A 22,596-nucleotide genomic window follows, 5' to 3' on the forward strand; every position below is an offset into this window, starting at 1 on the left:
GAAAGAGCGGGGGTCACACCAACTCCACTTCGACCACGCCCGGCACCGCGCGCATCGCCGAGGCGATCTGCGGCGAAATCCGGTAGCGGTTCGGCAGCTCGATCTCGATTTCCCCCTCGCCCTCTTCCTTGATCAGCACGAAGCTGACCTGGCCTTCGCCCCTGACGGTCAGTTGGCCGGCCAGCGTGTTGATCGGCGAGGCGTTGCGCACGAAAATGCGAAGTGCCTTCTGGATACGGCTTGCCTCGTCCTCCAGCGACTGCACTGAGTTGATGCGCAGATTGACGCCTTCCGGCCTGTCCTCGGCGGCAACGGTGATGACCACGGAGCGGCCGGCCTCGAGCAGATCGCGATATTGCGCCAGTCCTTCGGAAAACAGCACGGCTTCGTACTGGCCGGATGTGTCAGAAAAGGCGATAACGCCCATCTTGTTGCCGGTGCGCGTCTTGCGCTCCTGCTTGGACGTCACCGTGCCGGCCAGACGGCCGGCGGCGGCACCGCGTTTGACGGCCGCCGAAAACTCGGCCCACGTCTGAACCCGCATCTTCTGCAGGGCCGCCTTGTACTCGTCGAGCGGGTGCGCCGAGAGATAGAAGCCGACCACCTGGAATTCACGGTGCAGCCGGTCGGCGGCGAGCCACGGCTCTGTCGCCGGCAGATTGAGTGCCTGCGACTGGGCGCCGAGCGAAGCGCCGAAGATGTCGTGCTGGCCGGAAACCGCATTCTGCTGCGCCAGCGACGCCAGTCCCATCATGCGCTCCACGCCCGCCATCATCGACGCGCGGTCGTGGCCGAAGCAATCGAGCGCACCGGCCATGATCAGGCTTTCGAAGACGCGCTTGCCGACAATCTTGGGATCGACCCGCTCGCAGAAATCAGCAAGGTTCTTGAACGGCCTTTCCCCACGTTGGGCAACGATGTGTTCGACCGCCGCGTCGCCGACGCCTTTGAGCGCCGCCAGCGAATAGTAGATGCGGTTCTCACCGACCTCGAAGGGGCGAAAGCTCGATGTCACCGACGGCGCCAGAACCTCTATGCCGAGGCGTAGCGCGTCCTGGCGGAAATCGGCGAGCTTGTCGGTGTTGCCCATGTCGAGCGTCATCGACGCCGCCAGGAACTCGACCGGATAATGCGCCTTGAGATAGGCGGTCTGGTATGAAACCACCGCGTAGGCGGCGGCATGCGATTTGTTGAAACCATAGTCGGCGAACTTGGCCAGCAGGTCGAAAATGAAGTCGGCTTGCGGCTTGCCGACGCCACGCTCGACAGCGCCGGAGACGAAGCGCTCGCGCTGCTTGTCCATCTCGGCGCGGATCTTCTTGCCCATGGCGCGGCGCAGCAGATCGGCTTCGCCGAGCGAGTAGCCGGACAGCTCCTGCGCGATCTGCATCACCTGTTCCTGGTAGACGATGACGCCTTGCGTCTCCTTCACCAGATGGTCGATCTTGGGATGGATCGACGCCATCTCCTCCTCGCCATGCTTTCTGGCGTTGTAGGTCGGAATGTTCTCCATCGGACCGGGGCGGTAGAGCGCGACCAGCGCGATGATGTCCTCGATGCAGTCGGGCCGCATGCCGATCAACGCCTTGCGCATGCCGGCGCTTTCCACCTGGAACACGCCGACCACTTCACCGCGCGACAGCATGGCGTAGGTGTCGGGATCGTCGAGCGGGATCGTCGCCAGATCGATCTCGATGCCGCGCCGGCGGATCAGCTTCACCGCCGTCTCCAGCACGGTCAGCGTCTTCAGGCCGAGGAAGTCGAACTTCACCAGTCCGGCCTGCTCGACATATTTCATGTTGAACTGGGTGACGGGCATGTCCGAGCGCGGATCGCGGTACATCGGCACCAGTTCCGACAGCGGCCGGTCGCCGATGACGATGCCGGCGGCGTGCGTCGAGGCATGGCGGTAAAGGCCTTCCAGCTTCTGCGCCATATCGAGCAGCGTCTGGACGATCGGCTCCCTCTCGGCCTCTTCGGCAAAGCGCGGCTCGTTGGCGATGGCGTCAGCGAGCTTGACCGGATTGGCCGGGTTCTGTGGCACCATCTTGGAGAGCTTGTCGACCTGGCCATAGGGCATCTGCAGCACACGGCCAACGTCGCGCAGCACGGCGCGAGCCTGCAGCGTACCGAAGGTGATGATCTGGCCGACCTGGTCGCGACCGTATTTCTGCTGGACGTAGCGGATGACCTCCTCACGTCGATCCTGGCAGAAGTCGATGTCGAAGTCGGGCATCGACACGCGATCGGGATTGAGGAAGCGCTCGAACAGAAGCGAGAAGCGCAGCGGATCGATGTCGGTGATGGTCGTCGAATAGGCGACCAGCGAGCCTGCGCCCGAACCGCGGCCCGGCCCGACCGGAATGCCCTGAGCCTTCGCCCATTTGATGAAGTCGGCAACGATCAGGAAGTAGCCCGGAAACTTCATCTTGGTGATGATGCCAAGCTCGAAGTTCAACCGCTCGCGGTATTGCTCGACCGTATAGCCGGCGGTTGGGCCATGCATGGCGAGGCGCGCGTCGAGCCCCTCATGCGCCTGGCGGGCCAGTTCGTCGGCTTCCGCTTGCACCGCGGCGTCATTGTCGGCGACATCGCCGCCGGTGAAGCGCGGCAGGATCGGATTGCGATTCCTGGGATAGTAGGAGCAGCGCAGCGCGATCTCGACAGTGTTGTCGATCGCCTCCGGCAGATCGGCAAAGAGCCGCGCCATATCGGCCTGGCTGCGCAGGAAATTGTCCGGCGACAGCCGGCGACGATTGTCGGCGGCGACGACCGATCCCTCGGCGATGGCGATCAGCGCGTCATGTGCGTCATAGTCGTCACGAGAGGAAAAGAACGCCTCGTTGGTGGCGACCAGGGGCAGTTCATGGGCATACGCCAGATCGATCGAGGATTTTTCGATCACGCGGTCATAACCGGAAACCCGGTCCAACTCGACATAGAGCCGGTCGCCGAACATCTCCTTGAGGGTCAAAAGCCGGGCTTCGGCCAGGTCGCGGCGATCTTCCTTGAGCGCGGTGCCGATCGGTCCGCGCGGCCCACCGCTGAGGCAGATCAATCCGTCACAATAGCCGTCCATCATTTCGGTGGTCAGGTGCACGGCTTCGCCCGGCGGCGTTTCGAGGTAGACGCGGCTAACCAGCCTGACCAGATTGGAATAGCCGGCTTCGGTCGCGGCGAGCAGGACCACCGGCCGCATATCCGGGCCCTGCCGCCTGCGGTCGCGCTGGCCATCGCTGTTTTCGCCGGAAAAGGCGAGCGCCGTCTGACAGCCGATGATCGGCTGGATGCCGTCCTTCACCGCCTTCTGCGCGAATTCCAGTGCGCCGAACAGATTGTTGGTGTCGGTGACGGCGATGGCCGGGGCTTCGTCCTTGACCGCGTGAGCCACCACCTTGCCGATCTGCAAGGCGCCTTCCAGCAGCGAATAGGCCGAATGCACGCGCAGATGGACGAAGGGCCGCGCCGGGGCCTCGGGCCGCGCCGCAGCAATCGCTGCTTCGCGCTTCAGGGGATCGCGGGGAAGTTTTTCGTCGGCCATGGTGCTGTGTGAAGGTCCTTGAGTCGATGGAGATGTATTGTCCGGGACCGCGCGATGCCAGTCCAGCACAAACCGCTGCTGATCACAGGCTGCCGGCCCGGCCAGCCTTACGCAAACTCCATGATCACCGCATCCACGGCCAAGCTGTCGCCTGGCTTGGCGTTGAGTTTGGAGACGACAAGGTCGCGTTCAGCACGCAGCACGTTTTCCATCTTCATCGCTTCGACCACCGCCAATGTCTCGCCGGCCTTGACCTCCTGGCCTTCGGCAACGGCAATTGACACGACAAGGCCAGGCATCGGGCAAAGCAGCAGGTTCGACGTGTCCGGCGCCACCTTTTCGGGCATCAGCCTTTCCAGCTCGGCGGTGCGCGGCAGCATGGCGCGCGCGGTCACCGACATGCCTTTCCAGGCTATGCGAAAGCCGTTGGCAACCGGCCTGACCTGGGCCGTAACCTTGCGCTTGCCTACCGTGCCGCGCCAGATCAGATCGCCCGGCCGCCAGTCTGATGCAACGGTCAACGCCCTGCCGCCCTCGATCGACAGATCGATTTCCATCGGAATGGAAATCATGCCCTCGATAATCGACGCCGACAGATAGTCATCGCCGATCTTTACCACCCAGTCGCGCTTCAGAGCTCCCGAATGCGGCGCCAGCCGCCCGCCCAGCCGGTCGAGCCGGTCACGGCGCAGCAGTTCCACCGCGGTCGCGATCGACGCCAGCACGGCCTTCTCATCGTCGTTCGGTACGACCGGCGCGAAGCCGTCGGGATATTCCTCCGATATAAAAGCGGTCGATATCCGCCCTTCCCGCCAACGCGGATGCTGCATCAAGGCGGCCAGGAACGGAATGTTGTGCTCGATACCGTCGACGACGAAGCTGTCGAGCGCTTCCGACATGGCATCGATGGCCTCCAGACGCGTCGGCGCCCAGGTGCACAGCTTGGCGAGCATCGGATCGTAGAACATCGAGATTTCGGAGCCTTCGGTGACGCCGGTGTCGTTGCGGATGACGACATCGCCGAATTGTCCTTCCTCAGGCGGCCGGTAGCGCGTCAGTCGGCCGATCGAAGGCAGGAAGTTGCGGTAAGGGTCTTCGGCATAGAGCCGGCTTTCCACCGCCCAGCCGTTCAGCTTGATGTCGCTTTGCTTCAGGCCAAGCTTTTCGCCGGCGGCGACGCGGATCATCTGCTCGACCAGATCGATGCCGGTGACGAGCTCCGTCACCGGATGCTCGACCTGCAATCGTGTATTCATTTCAAGGAAATAGAAGTTCTTGTCCTTGTCGACGATGAATTCGACCGTGCCGGCGCTCTGGTAATCGACGGCCTTGGCCAGCGCCACCGACTGCTCGCCCATGGCCTTGCGTGTCGCGGCGTCCAGGAAGGGCGACGGCGCCTCTTCGGCGACCTTCTGGTTGCGTCGCTGGATCGAGCATTCGCGCTCGCCGAGATAGAGCGCGTTGCCATGCGCGTCGGCCAGCACCTGGATTTCGATATGGCGCGGATCGACGATGAATTTCTCGATGAAGAGACGATCGTCGCCGAACGAGCTCTTGGCTTCCGAGCGCGCGCGGTCGAAGCCGTCGCGCACTTCGGCCTCGCTCCAGGCGATGCGCATGCCCTTGCCGCCGCCGCCGGCCGAAGCCTTGATCATCACGGGATAACCGATCTCGCCGGCGATCTTTTCGGCATGGTCGGCATTCTCGATGACGCCGAGCCAGCCGGGCACGGTGGAAACCTTGGCGGCGTTGGCGAACTTCTTCGATTCGATCTTATCGCCCATCGCCTTGATCGCCTTGGGCTTCGGGCCGATGAAAATGATGCCTTCCGCTTCCAGCGCTTCGCAGAAAGCCGCCCGCTCGGACAGGAATCCGTAGCCGGGATGCACGGCCTGGGCTCCCGTTTCCTTGCAGGCGGCGATGATCTTTTCCGGGACGAGATAGCTCAGCGCGGCTGGCGAAGGCCCGATATGCACCGCCTCGTCGGCCATCTCGACATGCACGGCATCGCGATCGGCATCGGAATAGACGGCAACCGTGGCGATACCCATCTTGCGCGCCGTCTTGATGACGCGGCAGGCAATTTCGCCGCGATTGGCGATCAGGATTTTCGTGAACATGCGAAATGTCATCCCCTCGGGTCGGCCGTTCCTTTTATGGCCTGTGCTTGCAGGGTCAAGCCGACCATGCAATTCACTGCCTTCCAATCGATCTGCGATTCCAATTCACCGCTGTGGACCAGTCCTGGCACCAGGTTCCGGTTGATCGTGTCGATAAAACCTGAAACCTTGGAAAAAAATTCGCATTGGAGGAACTGCCCCATGAAAACCCGCGCCGCTGTCGCTGTCGCCGCCGGAAAGCCGCTGGAGATCATGGAGGTCGATCTCGACGGCCCACGCGAGGGCGAGGTGCTGGTCGAGATCAAGGCGACCGGCATTTGCCACACCGACGAATTCACGCTGTCTGGCGCCGATCCGGAAGGCCTGTTTCCAGCCATCCTCGGCCATGAGGGCGCCGGCGTCGTCGTCGATATCGGCAAGGGCGTCACCTCGCTCAAGAAGGGCGACCACGTCATCCCGCTCTATACGCCCGAATGTCGCCAGTGCCATTCCTGCCTGTCGCGAAAGACCAATCTGTGCACGGCCATCCGCGCCACCCAGGGCCAGGGCCTGATGCCCGATGGTTCATCGCGCTTCTCGATCGGCAAGGACAAGGTCTTTCACTATATGGGCTGCTCGACTTTCTCCAATTTCACCGTGCTGCCCGAGATCGCGCTGGCCAAGGTCAACCCCGACGCCCCCTTCGACAAGATCTGCTACATCGGCTGCGGCGTCACCACCGGCATCGGCGCTGTGATCAACACCGCCAAGGTCGAGATCGGCGCCACCGCCGTCGTCTTCGGCCTCGGCGGCATCGGCCTCAACGTGATCCAGGGCCTGAAACTTGCCGGCGCCGACATGATCATCGGCGTCGATTTGAACAACGACAAGAAGGAGTGGGGCGAGCGGTTCGGCATGACGCATTTCGTCAATCCGAAGGAGATCGACGGCGATGTCGTGCCCCACCTCGTCAACATGACCAAGCGTGGCGCCGACCAGATCGGCGGCGCCGACTACACATTCGACTGCACCGGCAGCACCAAGGTGATGCGCCAGGCGCTGGAAGCCTCGCATCGCGGCTGGGGCAAGTCGGTCGTCATCGGCGTCGCCGGCGCCGGACAGGAGATTTCGACAAGGCCGTTCCAACTGGTCACCGGCCGCACCTGGATGGGAACCGCCTTCGGCGGCGCGCGCGGCCGCACCGACGTGCCCAAGATCGTCGACTGGTACATGGACGGCAAGATCCAGATCGATCCGATGATCACCCACACGCTGAAGCTCGAGGACATCAACAAGGGGTTCGACCTGATGCATGAGGGCAAATCGATCAGAAGCGTCGTCGTTTACTGAGGAAGACCACAAACCGCCGACCAACGGCCAGCGACCCCTGTGGTTCACAACTGGGAGGAGAAAAGAATGGCGGAGAAACTGCATCCGAAAATCGACAATGGCTTGCCGAAGGAAAGCGCAAGCTTTGCCGGCGGCACGCTGGTCTGCGCCTGCACCAGCAAGCCGGTGAAGGTGAAGGTCAAAGGCCAGATCGCCCACAATCACGCCTGCGGCTGCACCAAATGCTGGAAGCCGGAAGGCGCGGTGTTCTCAGTCGTTGCCGTGGCCGGCACCGGCGACGTCACCGTCACCGAAAACGGCGACAAGCTGAAGGTGGTCGACCCCTCAGCGCTGATCCAGCGCCATGCCTGCACCGGCTGCGGTGTCCACATGCACGGGCCGGTCGAGCGCGACCATCCGTTCAAGGGCCTGTCCTTCATCCATCCCGAACGCTTCGAAGAGGACGGTTGGTCGCCGCCGGGCTTTACCGCCTTTGTCTCATCGATCATCGAGTCCGGTGTCGATCCGAAGGGGATGGACGGCATCCGTTCGCAGCTGAAGACAATCGGGCTGGAGCCCTATGACTGCCTCAACCCCGGCCTGATGGATTACATCGCCACCTGGACGGCGAAGAAGTCCGGAGCGCTGCCGGCCTGAACGATTGCGGGCTGGACCTTCCTGGTCCGGCCCGCACCAGCCGTTCGAAAGCTTGCAAAGGCATGGTCATAATCCGCATCAAATTTCGCGACGGGCAAGCGTCAGGTATCCACCGCATTCGCAATTTCGGCGAAGACCTCTGGCGAACATTTCGCGACAACAAACGCGTCAGCATCGACCTCGGCGAAATCGATAGATGCATTGACGAGATCACATTCAGCGCCCGAGGCCCGTATGTGAAGAGAGCGGTGAAAGAAGCCGAAATGCTGATGCGCGAACATATGGTCGACAAGGAAGCCGAGATCGTGGTCGAAGACGGCACCACCCAAGCATGAGCGAACTCCCCGCCATTCTCGTCGATGCAGACGCCTGCCCGGTCAAGGCCGAGGTCGAAAAAGTGGCCGACCGGCATGGCGTCGTTGTCACCTACGTCTCCAATGGCGGCCTGCGGCCATCGCGCGATCCGATGATCCGCAATGTCGTGGTCTCCAAGGGCGCTGATGCCGCCGACGACTGGATCGTCGACAATGCACGCACCAACGACATTGTGATCACCGCGGACATTCCGCTGGCCGCCCGCGCGGTGGCGCTCGGCGCCCATGTGCTTGGGCCAACGGGGCGCCCCTTCACTCCGGAAACGATCGGCATGGCGATGGCGATGCGTGACCTGAAGCAGCATCTGCGCGAGACCGGCGAAAGCAAGGGCTACAATGCCAGCTTCGCGCCACAAGACCGGTCGCGGTTTCTGGGCGAACTCGACCGCATCTTGCGGCGGGCGCTCAAATCCGCCACACCAGACTAGAAACCGAGCGCCATCCAAGGTTGGAACCGACATGGCTGCCGAAACCCCGGTGAAGTCTCCCATTCAGCGCCACATGCTGTTCGCTGTGTCGGCCTGCGTTGGCGTTTTTGCGCTTCTCGTGGCGTTGCTGCTGCACGCCCCGCTTGCCTATTCGATCGGCGCCAACGCGTTCTTTGCCGCCTATGTCATTCTCGTCGTCGCCCAGATGCCGAAGTTCACCGGCAGGTATCTGAGCAGGAATGCGCGTGCCACGGACCAGCCTGTGCTGGTCATCTTCGCCGTGACGCTTGTCGTCGTCGGCGTTGCCGTTATCTCATTGTTCCTGCTGATCAATCAGAAGGACAGAAGCCATCCCGTCGAGCTCACCTTCGCGCTGCTGTCGATCCCGCTCGGCTGGTTCACCATCCATGCCATGGCAGCGCTCCATTATGCCCATGTCTACTGGATGGACGGCGATGCGGTGGATGCCGAGACCAGGAAGAAAATCCCGGTCGGCGGACTGCTGTTTCCGGGCGACAAACGGCCGGAGGGCTGGGATTTCCTGTACTTCTCGACGGTGATCGGCATGACCGCACAGACTGCCGATACCAACATCTCGACAACGCATATGCGTCGTGTCGTGCTTGTCCATTCCATCCTGTCGTTTTTCTTCAACACGGTCATCGTCGCCGCTGCCGTCAATCTCGCCGTCAGCCTGGGCGGTCCGTAATAAATCCGTGATCGGATGAAACATCGGTTTGGATCGCGACGTATCAGGAGGACAATGAACGCGCAGGCCATGCCGCGAGGCCGGGAGACGAAAGACGATGGAATCCGTTGCCAGAAGCCAATCCGCCGCCGATCCAGGCGCTTCTGCGTCGAACGACAAAACGCTGATCTACCGGCAGTCTCGCTGGACGCGGTTGACGCATTGGCTCTGGGCCATCTCCTTGTTCTTCATGCTGCTGTCAGGCCTGCAGATCTTCAATGCCCGTCCGCAGCTCTATATCGGCAAAGAATCGGGCTTTGACTACAACAACACCATCTTCGCCATCGGCGCTGAGAATTCCGACGCGGGTCCGCGCGGCTACACGGAAATCTTCGGCAAGCGCTTCGACACGACTGGCGTGCTCGGCTGGTCGGGTCCGGCCGGCCAGGAGACATCCCGCGCCTTTCCATCCTGGGCGACCATCCCGTCCTACTATGATCTCGGCACCGCGCGCGTCATCCATTTCTTCTTTGCCTGGATACTGACCACGACGTTGATCGTCTGGTTTGTCGCCAGCATCGTGAACGGCCATCTGCGGCGCGATCTCGCGCCACGCCTCGACGATTTGAAGCGATTGCCGCAAGACATCGTCGACCATGCCAAGCTCAAATTCCACCACGCGCGCGAATACAACACGCTGCAGAAGATGGCCTATAGCGGCGTGCTGTTCGTGCTGTTGCCGCTGATGATCATCACCGGCCTGGCGATGTCGCCGAGCATGAATTCGGTGCTGCCGTTCCTCAACGATCTGCTCGGTGGCCGGCAGACGGCACGCACCATCCATTTCACCGTCATGGTGCTGCTGGTCGCCTTCTTCGTCGTCCATATCCTGATGATCCTGGCCGCCGGCCCGATCAACGAACTGCGCTCGATCATCACCGGCTGGTATCGCACCGATCCTCCCGCACAGGACGACAAACCCGTCGAGAGGAATGCCTGACATGGCAAAATTCCAGATCAGCCGCCGCAAATTCCTGACCGGTGCCAGCCTTGGCGTCTCCGGCATCATGCTGTCGGGCTGCGACGCCTTCGACAGTCAGCTAGGTGTTGGCAGCGGCCTGCGCAGTTTTCTCGAAAACGCCAATGACCTGACATACCGGGCACAGCGCCTGCTTGCCGGACGTGACGCGCTGGCGCCGGAATTCACCGAGGCCGACATACGCCAGCCGCAGCGGCCGAACGGTGTCACCGCTCCCGATGACGATGTTTACAAAGGCCTGCTCGCCAACAATTTCGCCGACTGGCGTCTGGAAGTGACGGGTCTCGTCGAAAAGCCGCTGTCGCTCAGCCGCGAGCAGCTTCAGAACATGCCGAGCCGCACCCAGATCACCCGCCATGACTGCGTCGAAGGCTGGAGCTGCATAGCCAAATGGACCGGCACCCCGCTGTCGCTGGTGCTGGACCAGGCGGTGGTCAAACCACAGGCGCGCTATGTCATGTTCCATTGCCTCGACACGATCGACCGCAGCCTGTCGGGCGACATCAAATATTACGGCAGCATCGACCTGATCGATGCCCGTCACCCGCAGACGATCCTCGCCTATGGCCTGAACGGCAAGCCGCTGCCGGTCGAGAACGGCGCGCCGCTGCGGGTTCGCGTCGAGCGCCAGCTCGGCTACAAGATGCCGAAATATCTCTACAAGATCGAGTTGGTCGATGGCTTCGCCACAGTCGGCGGCGGTCGCGGCGGCTATTGGGAAGACAATGGCTACGACTGGTACGGCGGGATCTGAGCTGCACACCGCAAATCCGGCTCTGAAGATGCTAGCCTAGCGAGCGGCGAAACAGTTCGCCCTTTTCGGCAATCTGCTCACCAATGCCGCCGAGCCGCAGCATGTGCCAGGCAAGGGCGTGATTGCTCGAGGTTACCGGTTTCCCCAGTTCCTTCTCGACCTCCTCGATGATGCGGGCAACGCGCATGCTGGTGCAGGAAACGAACACCGCCTCACAGTCGCTCGACGCACCGATTTCCAAGATGGCCTGCTTGACCGACGCCGGCGTGATGCGTGCAACGACATTGTCGTCCGCCTCGTTGAAGGAGCCCATGACCGGAATATCCATCCACCGCGCCATCAGCGATGCCCGCAGGGAATGATTGATTTTTGCCAAATAAGGGGTGAGCAACGCGATCCGCGAAACGCCCAGGGCCTTCAGCGCCGCCCGCGCCGCCGTCACCGGGTTGGTCACTTGCACGCCCGGCAGCACCTCGTGAACGCGTTCGGCGACCTTGTCCTCGCCGATAACCAGCGCTCCCGAAGTGCAGGCAAAGCCGATCACATCGAACTTGACGTCCGGCAAGAGCCCGACCGTTCCCGGGATGACGGCCGACATCTTCATCAGGTTTTCAGGCGTGATCTCGACATCGCTGTAGAGCCGCGCCTCGTACAGCGCGATGGCGCGCGCGGGCAGCGCATAGCGGAATTCATCCTCGATGGTCTGGTCGGTCCGAAGGACGAGCAGGCCGAGATTGGCGCGGGTGCCGATGCCGTCGTCGGTCGTGAAGGGAATGTGTTCCTTGTCGAGGACAAGCGTGTCGTCGGCGCGGCTAAGCGGGGCGTCCATGGCACAGTCCCCTTCCTGATGCCAATCAGAATTGTCGACAATAGAAACGACAACTTTGCCAAACGTGTCAAGAGCTCCGTTCGAATTTTGGGAACCGAGAAATGCCGGGGTTCGCCCTGTCTGAACGGTGAATCGATCGTCGACCCACGCGCCGTTGACAATGACCAGCGTCTTCCTATTGAATTGTCGACAATAGAAACGACAACCATTCGGGACAGCGATGCGCGTATTGATCTTGGGCGGCGGCGTTGTCGGGATCACCACGGCCTATCAGTTGCAGAAGGACGGCCACACGGTCACCGTTCTCGAGCAGGCATCACAGGTGGCCGAAGGGGCAAGCTGGGCAAATGCCGGCATGATCGCGCCCGGCCATTCCTTCGTCTGGTCATCGCCGGCCGCGCCAAAAACCCTGCTGAAGTCACTGTTCCTGAAAGACCAGGCGCTTCGTTTCAAGCTCTCCACCGACCCGCATCTCTACAGCTGGTCGTTGCGCTTCCTCATGCAATGCACGGCCGCCAAAGCACGTCGCAACACTCTGCTCAAACATCGGCTTGCGGTCCATTCCCAATCGGTCCTGCAGGCGGTCGTCAGGGAAGAGGCGATCCCGTACGACAGGACGTCGGACGGCATTCTTTATTTCCACCGCAGCCATCAGGCGCTCGACAAGGGCGTCGCCAACATGCGCCTGCTGGAAGCCGACGGCCAGGAGATCCGCATCGTAGACGCGCAGGAAATCGTTGACCGCGAGCCGGCGCTGGCTTCGTCGCGCGACAACATTGCCGGCGGCGTATTGTGTCCGACCGACGAAACCGGCGACGCCGCCAAGTTCACGCGCGCGCTGGCGGCCATCGTCGAAAATAGGGGCGGCAAGATCCTGACAGGGACCAGGATCGTGGGGATCGAACGCAGAAAGGAAACGATCACCAAGGTCGTCACCGACAAGGGAGAGTTTCTGGCCGACACCTACGTTCTGAGTCTCGGCGCCGAGAGCCCCGTCCTCGCCCGCAAGATCGGCCTTGGTCTGCCGATCTATCCGGTCAAGGGATATTCCATGACCATTCCCATCGTCGATCGGGCGCTGGCTCCAAAACTCCCTGTCATCGATGAGCACAACCTCGTCGCCATCACGCCGATGGGCGATCGCATCCGCGTGACCGCCACCGCGGAATTCGCAGGCTATGATCGCAGCCACAAGCCTTCGGATTTCGCCTTCATGAAGCGCGTCACGCAGGACTTGTTCCCGCGCGGCATCGCCTATGATCGCGCCGAGATGCGGGCCTGCCTGAGGCCCATGACGCCCGACAACCTGCCGATCCTCGGCCTGCGCAACATCAAAAATCTCTGGCTGAACACCGGCCACGGTCATATCGGGTGGACCATGGCACATGGATCGGCCCGCATCGTCGCCGATCTGATCGCCGGCCGGGCGGCACCAATCGCCCTCGATGACATCCTTCCCACACGGGCGCGGTTCGCCGAACCAAGCGCCGCAAAGGCTTGACCGACGCCATGCTCCGACCCACCAGGCAAACCAACCAGGGCAACAGCGCGGCCCTGCCATCCAAGCCGATCAAGACCGGCCCGCGTGTCTATGAAGAAATCCGTCGCATGGCGATGGACTATCGCTTCAAGCCGAACGAGCGCATCAACGAAGTGGCGCTTGCCGCCAGGCTGAATGTCAGCCGCAGCCCGATCCGGGAGGCGCTCCAGCGGTTGGTCACAGAAGAACTCATCACTTTCCAGACCAATCGCGGCTTCTTTTGCCGGGGCTTCGATGTAGACGAGATCGTCAATCTTTCCGACGTGCGGGCGGTGCTCGAGGAGCGCTCCGTCAGGCTGGCGATCCAGCGCGCGACAGATGAGGAGCTTGCCGCGCTCGTCGACTGGTGGACGCTCACCATGGCGCGCGCCGACTCATTTTCCAGCGCCGAACTGACCGCCAGGGACGAGGAATTTCACATCCGCATCGCCAGGCTGTCAGGTAATCCCGAACTGGCGCGCATGCTCGAAGGCATCAACACGCGCATCCATTTCGTTCGCACGATCGAAGTGGAGAAGCACCGGCGATTGTCGACGACCTACACCGAACACAGCGAAATCGCCCGAGCCATGGTAGCCCGCGATGCCGACAGGGCCGCAAGGCTCATGCACGACCACATCGCCATCAGCGTCGCCGATGCCATGTCGACCGTCAGGGAAGGCTTGGCAAGGATATACATCGACGTCGACCAGATCTAATCGGGCAACCCCGGCTTTGACCGAGGCAACCCCTACCGCTCAGGCAACCTTGTCGAGCAGCGGCCTCAGCGCCGGATGGATTTCCGGTGAGGCGTGCTTGATCAGGGTCAACAGCGCGCGTTCGTTCTCGTAAAGAGGCCTGTCGACGCCGATATGTTCGATCAGCCAGCCGGCTTCGCCGGCATCGATCGTCTCGGCGCGGCGGGCCAGGGCCTCGGCCGCCCTGTTCCTGGCTTCCCACTCGGCCTCGATGTCGCCTGGAGACCGATAGGCTTCCATGATGCCGGCAAGGCCGCCAGAGATCATGCGGCTGAAGAAGCCGCCGATTTCCGGATCGGCATGTTCGAGGAAGGCATCGCGGCGCAGCGCCACATCGCGCGTCGGTGCTTCGTAGCCGGCCGAGCACATGACGAAATTGGCGATCGCCTTGACGAACAGCTCGTTCCAGGACGGATCGTTGTGCCCTTGAGCAGTGCACTCGTTGATCTTGAACAGCACCTCGGCCTCGGCGCGCGTGATGGCGATGTTGCCGTCGCCGCCATGGGCACGGAGGATCCGGCGCAGCAGCTCGACCTCCGCCTGTGCGATGAGGCCGGGAGCCAGCGCGCCGCCGAGCATCAGCGGCCCCTTGCCGTCAATGACGGCATGCGCCACCTGCTCCAGCGCATAGACGCAAAGCTGGCTCGGCGACGATTTCGCCTGTTCCAGCACGTGCACCAGCAATTCGAGCTCGGTCCGGCTGTCGACCATACCATCGCGCGAGATCGTGCGGATCAGCCAGTCGGCATTGTCTTGCGAGATATAGCCCGACGGCTTTTCCTGGTGGACGATATAGTCGGTAACCGCCTCGACGAAGAAGGGCGGCCATTCCTGGCATTTGTCCTTCGCCGTTGCATCGAGCGCGAACAGCGCCTCGGCCTCGCCGCGCGTCACGACGCCATCGCCGAACACTTCATGGCGCAACATCGCCACGTCCTCCGCGGCGATGCGGCTTTTCGAGGTCAGCCCGGCCACCGGCGCGCTCATGATCAATTCGCCCATTGTCGTCCCCGTCCGCCGTCGCCAAGCGCCGGCCCCAAGCGTCATACAAGCCAACATATCAGCAGTGTCTTGAAAAACCGGCAAACGGCGTGGTTAGCGAAGACTTGTCGGCCAACGCATGTCGCCCAAAAACGTGCCGCGGTTTTGAAGAATGGCATGCACGCGCTTTAGATGTCGCTGACAGGTGACAAGCCGTCGCGCGCGAGCTATGGATGGCGCGTCGAGGACTCAGGGTCTGAGTCCTACCTGTTTGCGGGAGAGAACAGCGAGAGCTGTCGCCGAAGGGGAAATCGCCCGAAATCTCTCAGGCAAAAGAACCGTAGACGGGAAAGACACTCTGGAAAGTCGGGGCTTGCCCCCGCGCCGAAGGTGTAAGCGCCGCTGACAGAGCTCCGGCTGCGCGAGTCTCTCAGGCTTCAGACAGAGGGGCACGGACTGGTCGCCATTCGCGGCCGATTGCGTGCGACTCTGGAGACGACATGACGGGCGACGATACAAGACACCTACCCCTCGAAGACATCCATGTGGCCGCCGGTGCGCGTTTTGGCGCTTTTGCCGGCTGGTCGATGCCGCTGACCTATCCGGCGGGCGTCATGAAGGAACATCTTCACACCCGCGAACAGGCCGGCCTGTTCGACATCTCGCATATGAAGCTGTTCGAAGTCAGCGGGCCGGAGGCGGTTGCGCTGCTCAACCGCGCTTGCCCCTTGGATGCAGGCGCACTCCAAATCTCACAGTCCAAACTGTCATTTTTCCTCAACGAGGCAGGCGGCATTCTGGACGACCTGATCGTCACCAGACTTGGCGATAGCAGGTTCATGGTGGTCGCCAACGCAGGCAACGCCGTCGCCGACGAAAAGCATTTGCGTGCACTTGCCGCGGATTTCGACGCCAGGGTCGAGCCGCTCGACCGCGTCTTCCTGGCCATCCAGGGTCCTGAAGCCTGGGCCGCCCTTTCGCGCGCCGGCATCGAGACCGGCTCGCTGCTGTTCATGCATGGTGTCGAACCGCGCAAGAACTGGTTCATGAGCCGGTCGGGCTATACCGGCGAGGACGGTTTCGAGATCGGCCTGTCGGAAGCCGATGCGCGCGACCTCGTCGCGAAGCTGCTCGGCGATGAACGCGTGCTGTGGATCGGCCTGGCCGCCCGCGACAGTCTGCGGCTGGAGGCAGGGCTGTGCCTGCATGGCCAGGACATCACGCCGGAGACCGATCCGGCCAGCGCTGCGTTGATGTGGGCAATTCCAAAGGACATCCGCGCTTCCGGCGCTTTCATCGGCGCCGATGCGCTCCGCGCCGCCGTGGAACGAGGCCCCGCGCAAAAGCGGGTCGGGCTTAAGCCGGAAGGTCGCCGGCCGGTGCGTGGCGGTGCCGCGCTCTTCGACGCCGACGGCAATCCGGCCGGCCAGGTCACATCGGGCGGCTTCGGCCCCTCGGCCGGCCATCCGGTCGCCATGGGCTATGTCTCGACACCTCTGGCAAAGCCGGGAACGCGGGTCTTCGCCGACGTGCGCGGCATGAAAATCCCAGTCGATATCAGTTCCCTGCCCTTCACACCGCATCGCTACCGCAAAGGATGACCTCAATGGCAACGACCTATTTCACATCAGATCACGAGTGGCTCCGCGTCGAGGGCGGCGTCGCCACGGTCGGCATCACCGATTACGCGCAGGAGCAGCTCGGCGACCTCGTCTTCGTCGAACTGCCGGAGACCGGAAAGAAATTGACCAAGGGGGACACCGCCGTCGTGGTCGAATCCGTCAAGGCGGCATCCGATGTCTATGCACCGGTCGATGGCGAGATCACCGAGGCCAACGGCACGCTGTCGTCGGATCCGTCACTGGTCAACTCGGCCGCAACAGGGGCCGGCTGGCTGTGGAAGATGAAGCTTGCCGACGAAAGCCAGCTCGCCGGTCTCATGGATGAGGCCGCCTACAAAGCCCATATCGGTTGATATCAGGACGTATTGACATGACCGCAGCACTCACTCCCTTCTCGGCTCGCCATATCGGTCCGAGCGTCAACGATGTCAGAGCCATGCTTGCCGTGATCGGCGTTCCGTCCGTCGAGACGCTGATCAGCCAGGCCGTGCCGCAGTCGATCCGCCTCGACTTGCCGCTGACCCTGCCCGCACCGGCCAGCGAAGCGGAAGCGCTGGCCGAATTGTCGGCGATCATGGCCAAGAATACGGTGCTGAAGAGCTTCATCGGCGCCGGCTATCACGGCGTCCATGTGCCGCCGGTCATCCAGCGCAATTTGTTCGAGAACCCGGCCTGGTACACCGCCTACACGCCCTATCAGGCCGAGATCAGCCAGGGCCGGCTCGAAATGCTGTTCAATTTCCAGACGCTGGTCACCGAATTGACCGGCCTGCCGGTGGCCTCGGCCTCGCTGCTGGATGAAGCAACCGCCGTGGCCGAAGCCGTCGGCATCGCCTTGCGCCACCACCGCGACAAGCGCACCAAGATCGCATTTGCCGGCACGCCGCATCCGCAGACGCTGGACGTGGTGCGCACCCGCGCCGAGCCGCTCGGCATCGAGATCGATGGCGAGACGATCGACGACAACACCGCCGCTTTGCTCGTCTCCTGGCCGGATACGTTTGGCGTCTATGGCGACCACAAGGCGGCGATCGACAAGGCGCGTGCGACCGGCGCCATCGTCGTCTTCATTGCCGATCCGCTCGGCCTGGCGCTGACCGATGCGCCGGCCAAGCTTGGCGCCGACATTGCCGTCGGCCCGATGCAGCGTTTTGGCGTGCCGATGGGCTTTGGCGGGCCGCACGCCGCCTATTGCGCCGTCTCCGACAAGTTGACGCGGCTGATGCCTGGCCGCCTGGTCGGCCAATCCACCGATAGCAAAGGCCGGCCCGGCTACCGGCTTGCCTTACAGACACGCGAACAGCATATCCGCCGCGACAAGGCGACCTCCAACATCTGCACCGCACAGGCGCTGCTTGCCAACATGGCGACGGCTTATGCGATCTGGCACGGCCCCGCCGGGCTGCAGGCGATTGCCGGGCGCATCCACACGCTGGCCAATCGTCTGGCAAGCGGCCTCGAAGCGGCAGGCGTGTCGGTGATCGGCGCCAGCCGTTTCGACACGGTGACGGTGGAGACCAAGGGCAAGGCGGCGCAGATCGCCACTGCGGCTGAAAAGACCGGCCGGCTGCTGCGCGTCATCGATGCCGACCATGTCGGCATCAGCTTCGATGAGACCTCGACCGATGCCGATCTCGATGCGATCGCCGCCCTGTTCGGCGCCAAGGCCTCTCCGTCGGCCGACAGCACCGTACCTGGCAAGCCGCGCGGCAAGGAGTTCCTGACCCAGCCTGTGTTCCATGAGAACAAGTCGGAAACCGACATGATGCGCTTGCTGCGCCGGCTGGCCGACAAGGATCTGGCGCTCGACCGCAGCATGATCCCGCTGGGATCCTGCACCATGAAGCTCAACGCGGCGGCGGAAATGATGCCGGTAAGCTGGCCTGAAATCGCCAATTTGCATCCCTTCGCGCCGGCAAGCCATTCGGCCGGCTATCGCGCCATGATCGGCGAACTGGAAGGATGGCTGTCGGAGATCACCGGCTTCGACGCCGTCAGCCTGCAGCCCAATGCCGGCAGCCAGGGCGAGTATGCCGGCCTGCTTGCAATCCGCGCCTATCATCGCTCACGCGGCGAAGGTCATCGCACCGTCTGCCTGATCCCCTCCTCCGCTCATGGCACCAATCCGGCAAGTGCTGCGATGGCCGGGATGAGCGTTGTCGTTGTGCGCTGCCTGGAGGACGGCAATATCGACATGGACGACATGAGAGCCAAGGCCAACGAGCATTCCAAGAATCTCGCGGCACTGATGTTCACCTACCCCTCGACGCATGGCGTCTACGAGGAAGGTGCACGCCACCTCTGCGCCCTTATCCACGAGCATGGCGGCCAGGTCTATTTCGATGGCGCCAATCTCAACGCGCTGGTCGCCTTGGCGCGGCCCGCCGATATCGGCGCCGATGTCTGTCATATGAACCTGCACAAGACCTTCTGCATTCCGCATGGCGGCGGTGGCCCGGGCATCGGCCCGATCGGCGTAAAGGCGCATCTGCAGCCCTATCTGCCGGGACATGTCACCGAAGGTTCGGCGCACGCCGTGTCGGCCGCACCATTCGGCAGTGCCTCGATCCTGCCGATCACCTGGATGTATATCCGCATGATGGGCGCCGCCGGACTGAAGCAGGCGACGGAGACCGCCATCATCTCGGCCAACTACGTGGCGACACGGCTCGCGCCGCATTTCCCGCTTCTCTACAAGGGCAGGCACGATCGCATCGCGCATGAATGCATCCTCGACACCCGCGTGCTCAAGGACAGCGCCGGCATCAGTGTCGACGATGTCGCCAAACGGCTGATCGACTACGGCTTCCACGCGCCGACCATGTCCTTCCCGGTCGCCGGCACGCTGATGGTGGAGCCGACCGAATCCGAGCCCAAGCGGGAACTCGACCGCTTCTGCGAGGCGATGATCGCCATCGCAGGCGAGGCAGCGAAAGTCGCCAGGGGCGAATGGCCTTTGGCCGACAATCCGCTGGTCAACGCGCCGCACACCGCCGCCGAGGTGCTGGCCGGCCAGTGGACGCATCCCTACTCGCGCCTGGAGGCGGCCTATCCCGCCGGCGACGCCGACACGGCAGCCAAATACTGGCCACCGGTGTCACGCATCGACAATGTCGCCGGCGACCGCAACCTGGTCTGCTCCTGCCCGCCACTGTCGGACTATCTGGGTGCGGCGGAATAATTACGCGGAGCGCAAGGCCGGCTTGATAGGTTCGGCCTTGCCTGTCCTTTTACGGCTGATGACGCAGTTTCGCCCGGCGCGCTTGGCGGCATAGAGCGCCGCATCGGCCTCGGTCAGCACCTCATCGAGGCTGCTGCCGCTTGCCTCGCCAAAGCCGATGCCGCCGCTGACCGTGCTGCGCAACTTGCCGAGTTGGGTGGCGACGATCTCGGTGCCGAAGGCCACACAGATCTTGCTGGCGAGATCATGGGCCTTCTCTTCCGTCATTCGCGACATGACGACGGCGAATTCCTCGCCGCCCAGGCGAAAAGCGTCGACGCCGGTCCTGGCATATTTCTTGATGACCGCGGCGAAGCGGCACAAGACCTGGTCCCCGACCGGATGGCCATAGACATCGTTCGTCCGCTTGAAGTGGTCGAGGTCGAACATGACGACGGACATGAACGGACCGAAACTCCGCTCGCCGTAGAGCGACGTCAACGCCCGCCGGTTCATCAACCCCGTCAGCGGGTCGGTCATGGTCTCGGCCTTCAGCTCGATCTGCGCCTGCAGATGGTGGAGGGAGAGCGTCAATGCGCCGAGCCCGGTCATGCAAGCCACCGCCACGACGGAATTCAGTCGTTCGGCCCAGTTGTCGGGCGCGACCGCGAGCGTCCATTGCCCCTTGGTCAGCAGAACCACGCCACAAAGCGCAAACGACACAGCGCAGGTGCCGCTCAGAAACGAAACCACCAGCAGGATCCGGCGATCGTGACTGCCATTGATCCAAAACATGGCGCCGATCGCCGACAGAAGCACCGTCACCGTGGCGTAGGTGACGATGAAGCCGACACCGTCAAGCCCCAGGAAGGTCACTGCCGCACAGACAGCCATGGCGGCAAGCGCCGGTGCAACGGCGCGTCTGTGGCCGGGCACGCCCAGATATTGCATGGCCGACACGCAGAGGATCAGGAACCCCAGGCTGAGCAGCGCAAGCACGATCTGACAGAGCAGCGGATCGGGATCCTTGGTGTATCGCCAGAACAGGATCACATGCGCGACGAGCACCAGAATGCCGCACGCCACCGTCAGCACGAAGCCTGCCTTGGGCGCGGTGAACCAGATCGCAAACATGGTGACGCTGAGGCAGATGCCCGACAGCGCAGCTGCGAGCAGGAGCGAACTGAAGTCCAGCATATCGGGCAAGGGCCTCTCGAGCGTCGGCGGTTGCGCTGCACTCTAAGGTCAGCGGCAGCCCTCAGATATGGGTTTTCAGCCGATCTATCGATGCAACCTACGGATAGGGTTTACAAAACGTTCGATGCCATGTGTCCCGAAACCGGACCCTTGGACGACGCGAGGTCAACCCTTGTTCAAGAGAGCGAGGTTGGCGTTGACGACGGTGGGATCGGCCATGCCGGCCTTCGCTTCGAGCAGCAGCGCCTTGGCCTTCTTGCGATTGCCGCGCAGCAGTTGCGAATAGCCCATGTTGTTGACGATCTGCGGCTTGCGGCCGGCGACTTTCAAAAGCTGGCCGTAGGCACGGTCGGCGAAGTCGAAGCGGCCGAGTTCATCATAGGAAGCAGCGAGCCCCATCCAGGCCTCCGCATTGTCGGCCTTCAACTCGACGGCCTTGCGGAAGTGCTTTTCGGCGAGGCCGTAATTGGCGTCGCGAAACTGCGCCTTGCCTTGCGCCAGATCGGAGGTGTCGATGTCCTTTGCCGCCGGTTGGATGGCGGTGGTCTTGGTGGTGTCGACGCCGCCCGTTGTACAGCCAGACATCATCAAGACGGCCGAAATCGCGGCCATTGCCGTGAAGTTACTGTGACGCATGCCCCTGCCTCATCGCCCGATTTGCCGGGTCGTTCTTCAGGAAACACATTATATCAGCGACGCTTAAACTTTGGTGCCGAAACGTCACCAAAATTTGGTTTCGGGCACACCAGCCATTAACCACCAGGCCACGCTGCTTCAGTCGCAGCCAGCGGCGTCCTCACGGCTCCAGGGCTTTGAGCCCCGCAGGAGCCGTATACCGGCTGCCATCATAGCGCAGCCGGTAGGTTTGGCTCACGGACTTGCCGGGATGGGACTGGCACTCGCCATCCTTGTCGGGCAACGGATTGTCAGTATCCATTTGCTCGACCACCGTTATGTCGTGGTAGCCATGATGTTTGGCCGGGCTCATCGCCAGGCTAACCCGACTAGTATGAAAGTATCCGGCGCAATTGGTATCGCCCTCGCCGCCATTGCCGCCCACGACCAGGCCATCGAGCACCATCCTCAGGGAATCGCCATCGACGGCATAGAGCCGCAGGTCGGTTTCACTGAAGGGATTAGGCAGCGAATTGTTCGCCATTTCGATGCGCAGGCCAAAGGCAGTAACATCGGGCGCCAGCGCATAGCGGCCGGTATCAAGTTCGACCTTGCGGATGGCGATGGCATCATCATTCATCAGCCCGGGCTGGAGCAAGCGCTGGCGCACCTGCCGGCTCTTCCTGTCGACAATCAAAAGCTCGATATCGCCGGCATGCGCGTAGTCGCTGGGTTGGGACCCCTCCATCAGCGGCACTGCGACCAACAGCAGGTCGTCATGGGCGGGCCAGATCTTGCAAACCAGCCCCGGCGGATCGCCATACGCGAATGTCAGGGCGATGCTGGTGTGGGGTTCGAGCGTGAACGAGGTGCCGTCGGCGTTCTTTCGAGCTTTGGGATAGGCCTGCTGCACCAAGGCGGCGGCATCGCCGCAATCGTCGGCCACGGCCCAGGCGGGCGACAGGCTGGCCGCGGCAAGGCCGAGCAAGAGAGTGCGCAGCAGCAT

Annotated in this window: 20 protein-coding genes and 1 riboswitch; of the genes, 12 read left to right on the top strand and 8 right to left on the bottom strand. The window is 62.7% G+C overall.

Going from position 1 to position 22,596, the window contains the following annotated elements:
* Positions 1 to 13: 13 nt before the first annotated feature.
* The 3 genes from dnaE to NKI66_RS08930 all read right to left on the bottom strand — a co-directional run bounded on the left by dnaE (position 14) and on the right by NKI66_RS08930 (position 5,864).
* Positions 14 to 3,541, bottom strand: a complete 3,528-nt coding sequence (dnaE, locus tag NKI66_RS08920; protein WP_023810526.1) for a DNA polymerase III subunit alpha — start codon at positions 3,539 to 3,541, stop codon at positions 14 to 16.
* A 107-nt stretch (positions 3,542 to 3,648) separates the two neighbouring features.
* Positions 3,649 to 5,661, bottom strand: a complete 2,013-nt coding sequence (locus tag NKI66_RS08925) for an acetyl-CoA carboxylase biotin carboxylase subunit (protein WP_352720218.1) — start codon at positions 5,659 to 5,661, stop codon at positions 3,649 to 3,651.
* Between the two features lie 8 nt (positions 5,662 to 5,669).
* Positions 5,670 to 5,864, bottom strand: a complete 195-nt coding sequence (locus NKI66_RS08930) for a hypothetical protein (protein ID WP_023810524.1) — start codon at positions 5,862 to 5,864, stop codon at positions 5,670 to 5,672.
* Here NKI66_RS08930 and NKI66_RS08935 point away from each other — a divergent pair.
* From NKI66_RS08935 to NKI66_RS08965, 7 genes are all read left to right on the top strand, one after another.
* Complete coding sequence (locus NKI66_RS08935; RefSeq protein WP_352720220.1) at positions 5,863 to 6,990, top strand: S-(hydroxymethyl)glutathione dehydrogenase/class III alcohol dehydrogenase; 1,128 nt, start codon at positions 5,863 to 5,865, stop codon at positions 6,988 to 6,990. The genes NKI66_RS08930 and NKI66_RS08935 overlap by 2 nt on opposite strands.
* Positions 6,991 to 7,056: 66 nt before the next feature.
* A complete protein-coding gene (gene gfa, locus NKI66_RS08940) occupies positions 7,057 to 7,626 on the top strand; it encodes an S-(hydroxymethyl)glutathione synthase (protein WP_023810523.1) in 570 nt (189 codons plus the stop codon).
* Between the two features lie 62 nt (positions 7,627 to 7,688).
* Positions 7,689 to 7,961 (top strand): hypothetical protein, encoded by a 273-nt coding sequence (locus NKI66_RS08945; RefSeq protein WP_128303376.1) that lies wholly within the window; start codon positions 7,689 to 7,691, stop codon positions 7,959 to 7,961.
* The gene (locus tag NKI66_RS08950; RefSeq protein ID WP_023810521.1) at positions 7,958 to 8,428 is read left to right on the top strand and encodes a YaiI/YqxD family protein; all 471 of its coding nucleotides are present in this window, start codon (positions 7,958 to 7,960) and stop codon (positions 8,426 to 8,428) included. The genes NKI66_RS08945 and NKI66_RS08950 overlap by 4 nt, the downstream gene beginning before the upstream one ends.
* Before the next feature lie 31 nt (positions 8,429 to 8,459).
* Positions 8,460 to 9,137, top strand: a complete 678-nt coding sequence (locus NKI66_RS08955) for a DUF1345 domain-containing protein (protein WP_023810520.1) — start codon at positions 8,460 to 8,462, stop codon at positions 9,135 to 9,137.
* A 97-nt stretch (positions 9,138 to 9,234) separates the two neighbouring features.
* The gene (locus tag NKI66_RS08960; protein WP_023810519.1) at positions 9,235 to 10,116 is read left to right on the top strand and encodes a cytochrome b/b6 domain-containing protein; all 882 of its coding nucleotides are present in this window, start codon (positions 9,235 to 9,237) and stop codon (positions 10,114 to 10,116) included.
* A gap of 1 nt (position 10,117) precedes the next feature.
* Complete coding sequence (locus tag NKI66_RS08965; protein ID WP_023810518.1) at positions 10,118 to 10,909, top strand: molybdopterin-binding protein; 792 nt, start codon at positions 10,118 to 10,120, stop codon at positions 10,907 to 10,909.
* Positions 10,910 to 10,940: 31 nt separating this feature from the next.
* Here the strand turns inward: NKI66_RS08965 and NKI66_RS08970 are convergent, their stop codons facing one another.
* The gene (locus NKI66_RS08970; protein ID WP_352751477.1) at positions 10,941 to 11,738 is read right to left on the bottom strand and encodes a maleate cis-trans isomerase family protein; all 798 of its coding nucleotides are present in this window, start codon (positions 11,736 to 11,738) and stop codon (positions 10,941 to 10,943) included.
* A gap of 220 nt (positions 11,739 to 11,958) precedes the next feature.
* Here NKI66_RS08970 and NKI66_RS08975 point away from each other — a divergent pair, with 220 nt between their 5' ends.
* Both NKI66_RS08975 and NKI66_RS08980 read left to right on the top strand, forming a co-directional pair.
* Positions 11,959 to 13,239 carry a D-amino acid dehydrogenase gene (locus NKI66_RS08975; protein WP_352720224.1) on the top strand — a complete coding sequence of 427 codons (1,281 nt, stop codon included), beginning with the start codon at positions 11,959 to 11,961 and terminating at the stop codon, positions 13,237 to 13,239.
* An 8-nt stretch (positions 13,240 to 13,247) separates the two neighbouring features.
* The gene (locus NKI66_RS08980) at positions 13,248 to 13,976 is read left to right on the top strand and encodes a GntR family transcriptional regulator (RefSeq protein WP_023810515.1); all 729 of its coding nucleotides are present in this window, start codon (positions 13,248 to 13,250) and stop codon (positions 13,974 to 13,976) included.
* Positions 13,977 to 14,015: 39 nt separating this feature from the next.
* Here the strand turns inward: NKI66_RS08980 and NKI66_RS08985 are convergent, their stop codons facing one another.
* Positions 14,016 to 15,017, bottom strand: coding sequence for a hypothetical protein (locus NKI66_RS08985; protein ID WP_023810514.1), 1,002 nt, complete (start codon positions 15,015 to 15,017; stop codon positions 14,016 to 14,018).
* Positions 15,018 to 15,260: 243 nt separating this feature from the next.
* Positions 15,261 to 15,347: riboswitch (glycine riboswitch) on the top strand.
* Between the two features lie 149 nt (positions 15,348 to 15,496).
* Here NKI66_RS08985 and gcvT point away from each other — a divergent pair.
* Genes gcvT through gcvP form a run of 3 tightly spaced genes read left to right on the top strand, consistent with a single transcriptional unit; the run spans position 15,497 to position 19,799 of the window.
* On the top strand, positions 15,497 to 16,597 hold the full coding sequence (gene gcvT, locus NKI66_RS08990) for a glycine cleavage system aminomethyltransferase GcvT (RefSeq protein WP_023810513.1): 1,101 nt from the start codon (positions 15,497 to 15,499) through the stop codon (positions 16,595 to 16,597).
* 5 nt (positions 16,598 to 16,602) lie between these two features.
* Complete coding sequence (gene gcvH, locus NKI66_RS08995) at positions 16,603 to 16,971, top strand: glycine cleavage system protein GcvH (RefSeq protein WP_023810512.1); 369 nt, start codon at positions 16,603 to 16,605, stop codon at positions 16,969 to 16,971.
* A 17-nt stretch (positions 16,972 to 16,988) separates the two neighbouring features.
* Positions 16,989 to 19,799, top strand: coding sequence for an aminomethyl-transferring glycine dehydrogenase (gene gcvP / locus NKI66_RS09000; protein WP_023810511.1), 2,811 nt, complete (start codon positions 16,989 to 16,991; stop codon positions 19,797 to 19,799).
* Here the strand turns inward: gcvP and NKI66_RS09005 are convergent, their stop codons facing one another.
* The 3 genes from NKI66_RS09005 to NKI66_RS09015 all read right to left on the bottom strand — a co-directional run bounded on the left by NKI66_RS09005 (position 19,800) and on the right by NKI66_RS09015 (position 22,596).
* Positions 19,800 to 20,975, bottom strand: coding sequence for a GGDEF domain-containing protein (locus tag NKI66_RS09005; protein ID WP_023810510.1), 1,176 nt, complete (start codon positions 20,973 to 20,975; stop codon positions 19,800 to 19,802). It lies immediately after the preceding gene.
* Between the two features lie 165 nt (positions 20,976 to 21,140).
* Entirely contained in the window at positions 21,141 to 21,611 is a 471-nt protein-coding gene (locus NKI66_RS09010) for a hypothetical protein (RefSeq protein ID WP_023810509.1), read from the bottom strand.
* 160 nt (positions 21,612 to 21,771) lie between these two features.
* On the bottom strand, positions 21,772 to 22,596 hold the full coding sequence (locus NKI66_RS09015) for a PA3715 family protein (protein WP_023810508.1): 825 nt from the start codon (positions 22,594 to 22,596) through the stop codon (positions 21,772 to 21,774).

It is taken from the genome of Mesorhizobium sp. M0518, assembly GCF_040321125.1.
Classification (GTDB): Bacteria; Pseudomonadota; Alphaproteobacteria; order Rhizobiales; family Rhizobiaceae; genus Mesorhizobium.

Bases quoted from the DNA above. Each gene is read 5' to 3' on its own strand.
- dnaE (WP_023810526.1), bottom strand. From the start codon at position 3,541: ATGGCCGACGAAAAACTTCCCCGCGATCCCCTGAAGCGCGAAGCAGCG.
- NKI66_RS08925 (WP_352720218.1), bottom strand. From the start codon at position 5,661: ATGTTCACGAAAATCCTGATCGCCAATCGCGGCGAAATTGCCTGCCGC.
- NKI66_RS08935 (WP_352720220.1), top strand. From the start codon at position 5,863: ATGAAAACCCGCGCCGCTGTCGCTGTCGCCGCCGGAAAGCCGCTGGAG.
- NKI66_RS08930 (WP_023810524.1), bottom strand. From the start codon at position 5,864: ATGGGGCAGTTCCTCCAATGCGAATTTTTTTCCAAGGTTTCAGGTTTT.
- gfa (WP_023810523.1), top strand. From the start codon at position 7,057: ATGGCGGAGAAACTGCATCCGAAAATCGACAATGGCTTGCCGAAGGAA.
- NKI66_RS08945 (WP_128303376.1), top strand. From the start codon at position 7,689: ATGGTCATAATCCGCATCAAATTTCGCGACGGGCAAGCGTCAGGTATC.
- NKI66_RS08950 (WP_023810521.1), top strand. From the start codon at position 7,958: ATGAGCGAACTCCCCGCCATTCTCGTCGATGCAGACGCCTGCCCGGTC.
- NKI66_RS08955 (WP_023810520.1), top strand. From the start codon at position 8,460: ATGGCTGCCGAAACCCCGGTGAAGTCTCCCATTCAGCGCCACATGCTG.
- NKI66_RS08960 (WP_023810519.1), top strand. From the start codon at position 9,235: ATGGAATCCGTTGCCAGAAGCCAATCCGCCGCCGATCCAGGCGCTTCT.
- NKI66_RS08965 (WP_023810518.1), top strand. From the start codon at position 10,118: ATGGCAAAATTCCAGATCAGCCGCCGCAAATTCCTGACCGGTGCCAGC.
- NKI66_RS08970 (WP_352751477.1), bottom strand. From the start codon at position 11,738: ATGGACGCCCCGCTTAGCCGCGCCGACGACACGCTTGTCCTCGACAAG.
- NKI66_RS08975 (WP_352720224.1), top strand. From the start codon at position 11,959: ATGCGCGTATTGATCTTGGGCGGCGGCGTTGTCGGGATCACCACGGCC.
- NKI66_RS08980 (WP_023810515.1), top strand. From the start codon at position 13,248: ATGCTCCGACCCACCAGGCAAACCAACCAGGGCAACAGCGCGGCCCTG.
- NKI66_RS08985 (WP_023810514.1), bottom strand. From the start codon at position 15,017: ATGGGCGAATTGATCATGAGCGCGCCGGTGGCCGGGCTGACCTCGAAA.
- gcvT (WP_023810513.1), top strand. From the start codon at position 15,497: ATGACGGGCGACGATACAAGACACCTACCCCTCGAAGACATCCATGTG.
- gcvH (WP_023810512.1), top strand. From the start codon at position 16,603: ATGGCAACGACCTATTTCACATCAGATCACGAGTGGCTCCGCGTCGAG.
- gcvP (WP_023810511.1), top strand. From the start codon at position 16,989: ATGACCGCAGCACTCACTCCCTTCTCGGCTCGCCATATCGGTCCGAGC.
- NKI66_RS09005 (WP_023810510.1), bottom strand. From the start codon at position 20,975: ATGCTGGACTTCAGTTCGCTCCTGCTCGCAGCTGCGCTGTCGGGCATC.
- NKI66_RS09010 (WP_023810509.1), bottom strand. From the start codon at position 21,611: ATGCGTCACAGTAACTTCACGGCAATGGCCGCGATTTCGGCCGTCTTG.
- NKI66_RS09015 (WP_023810508.1), bottom strand. From the start codon at position 22,596: ATGCTGCTGCGCACTCTCTTGCTCGGCCTTGCCGCGGCCAGCCTGTCG.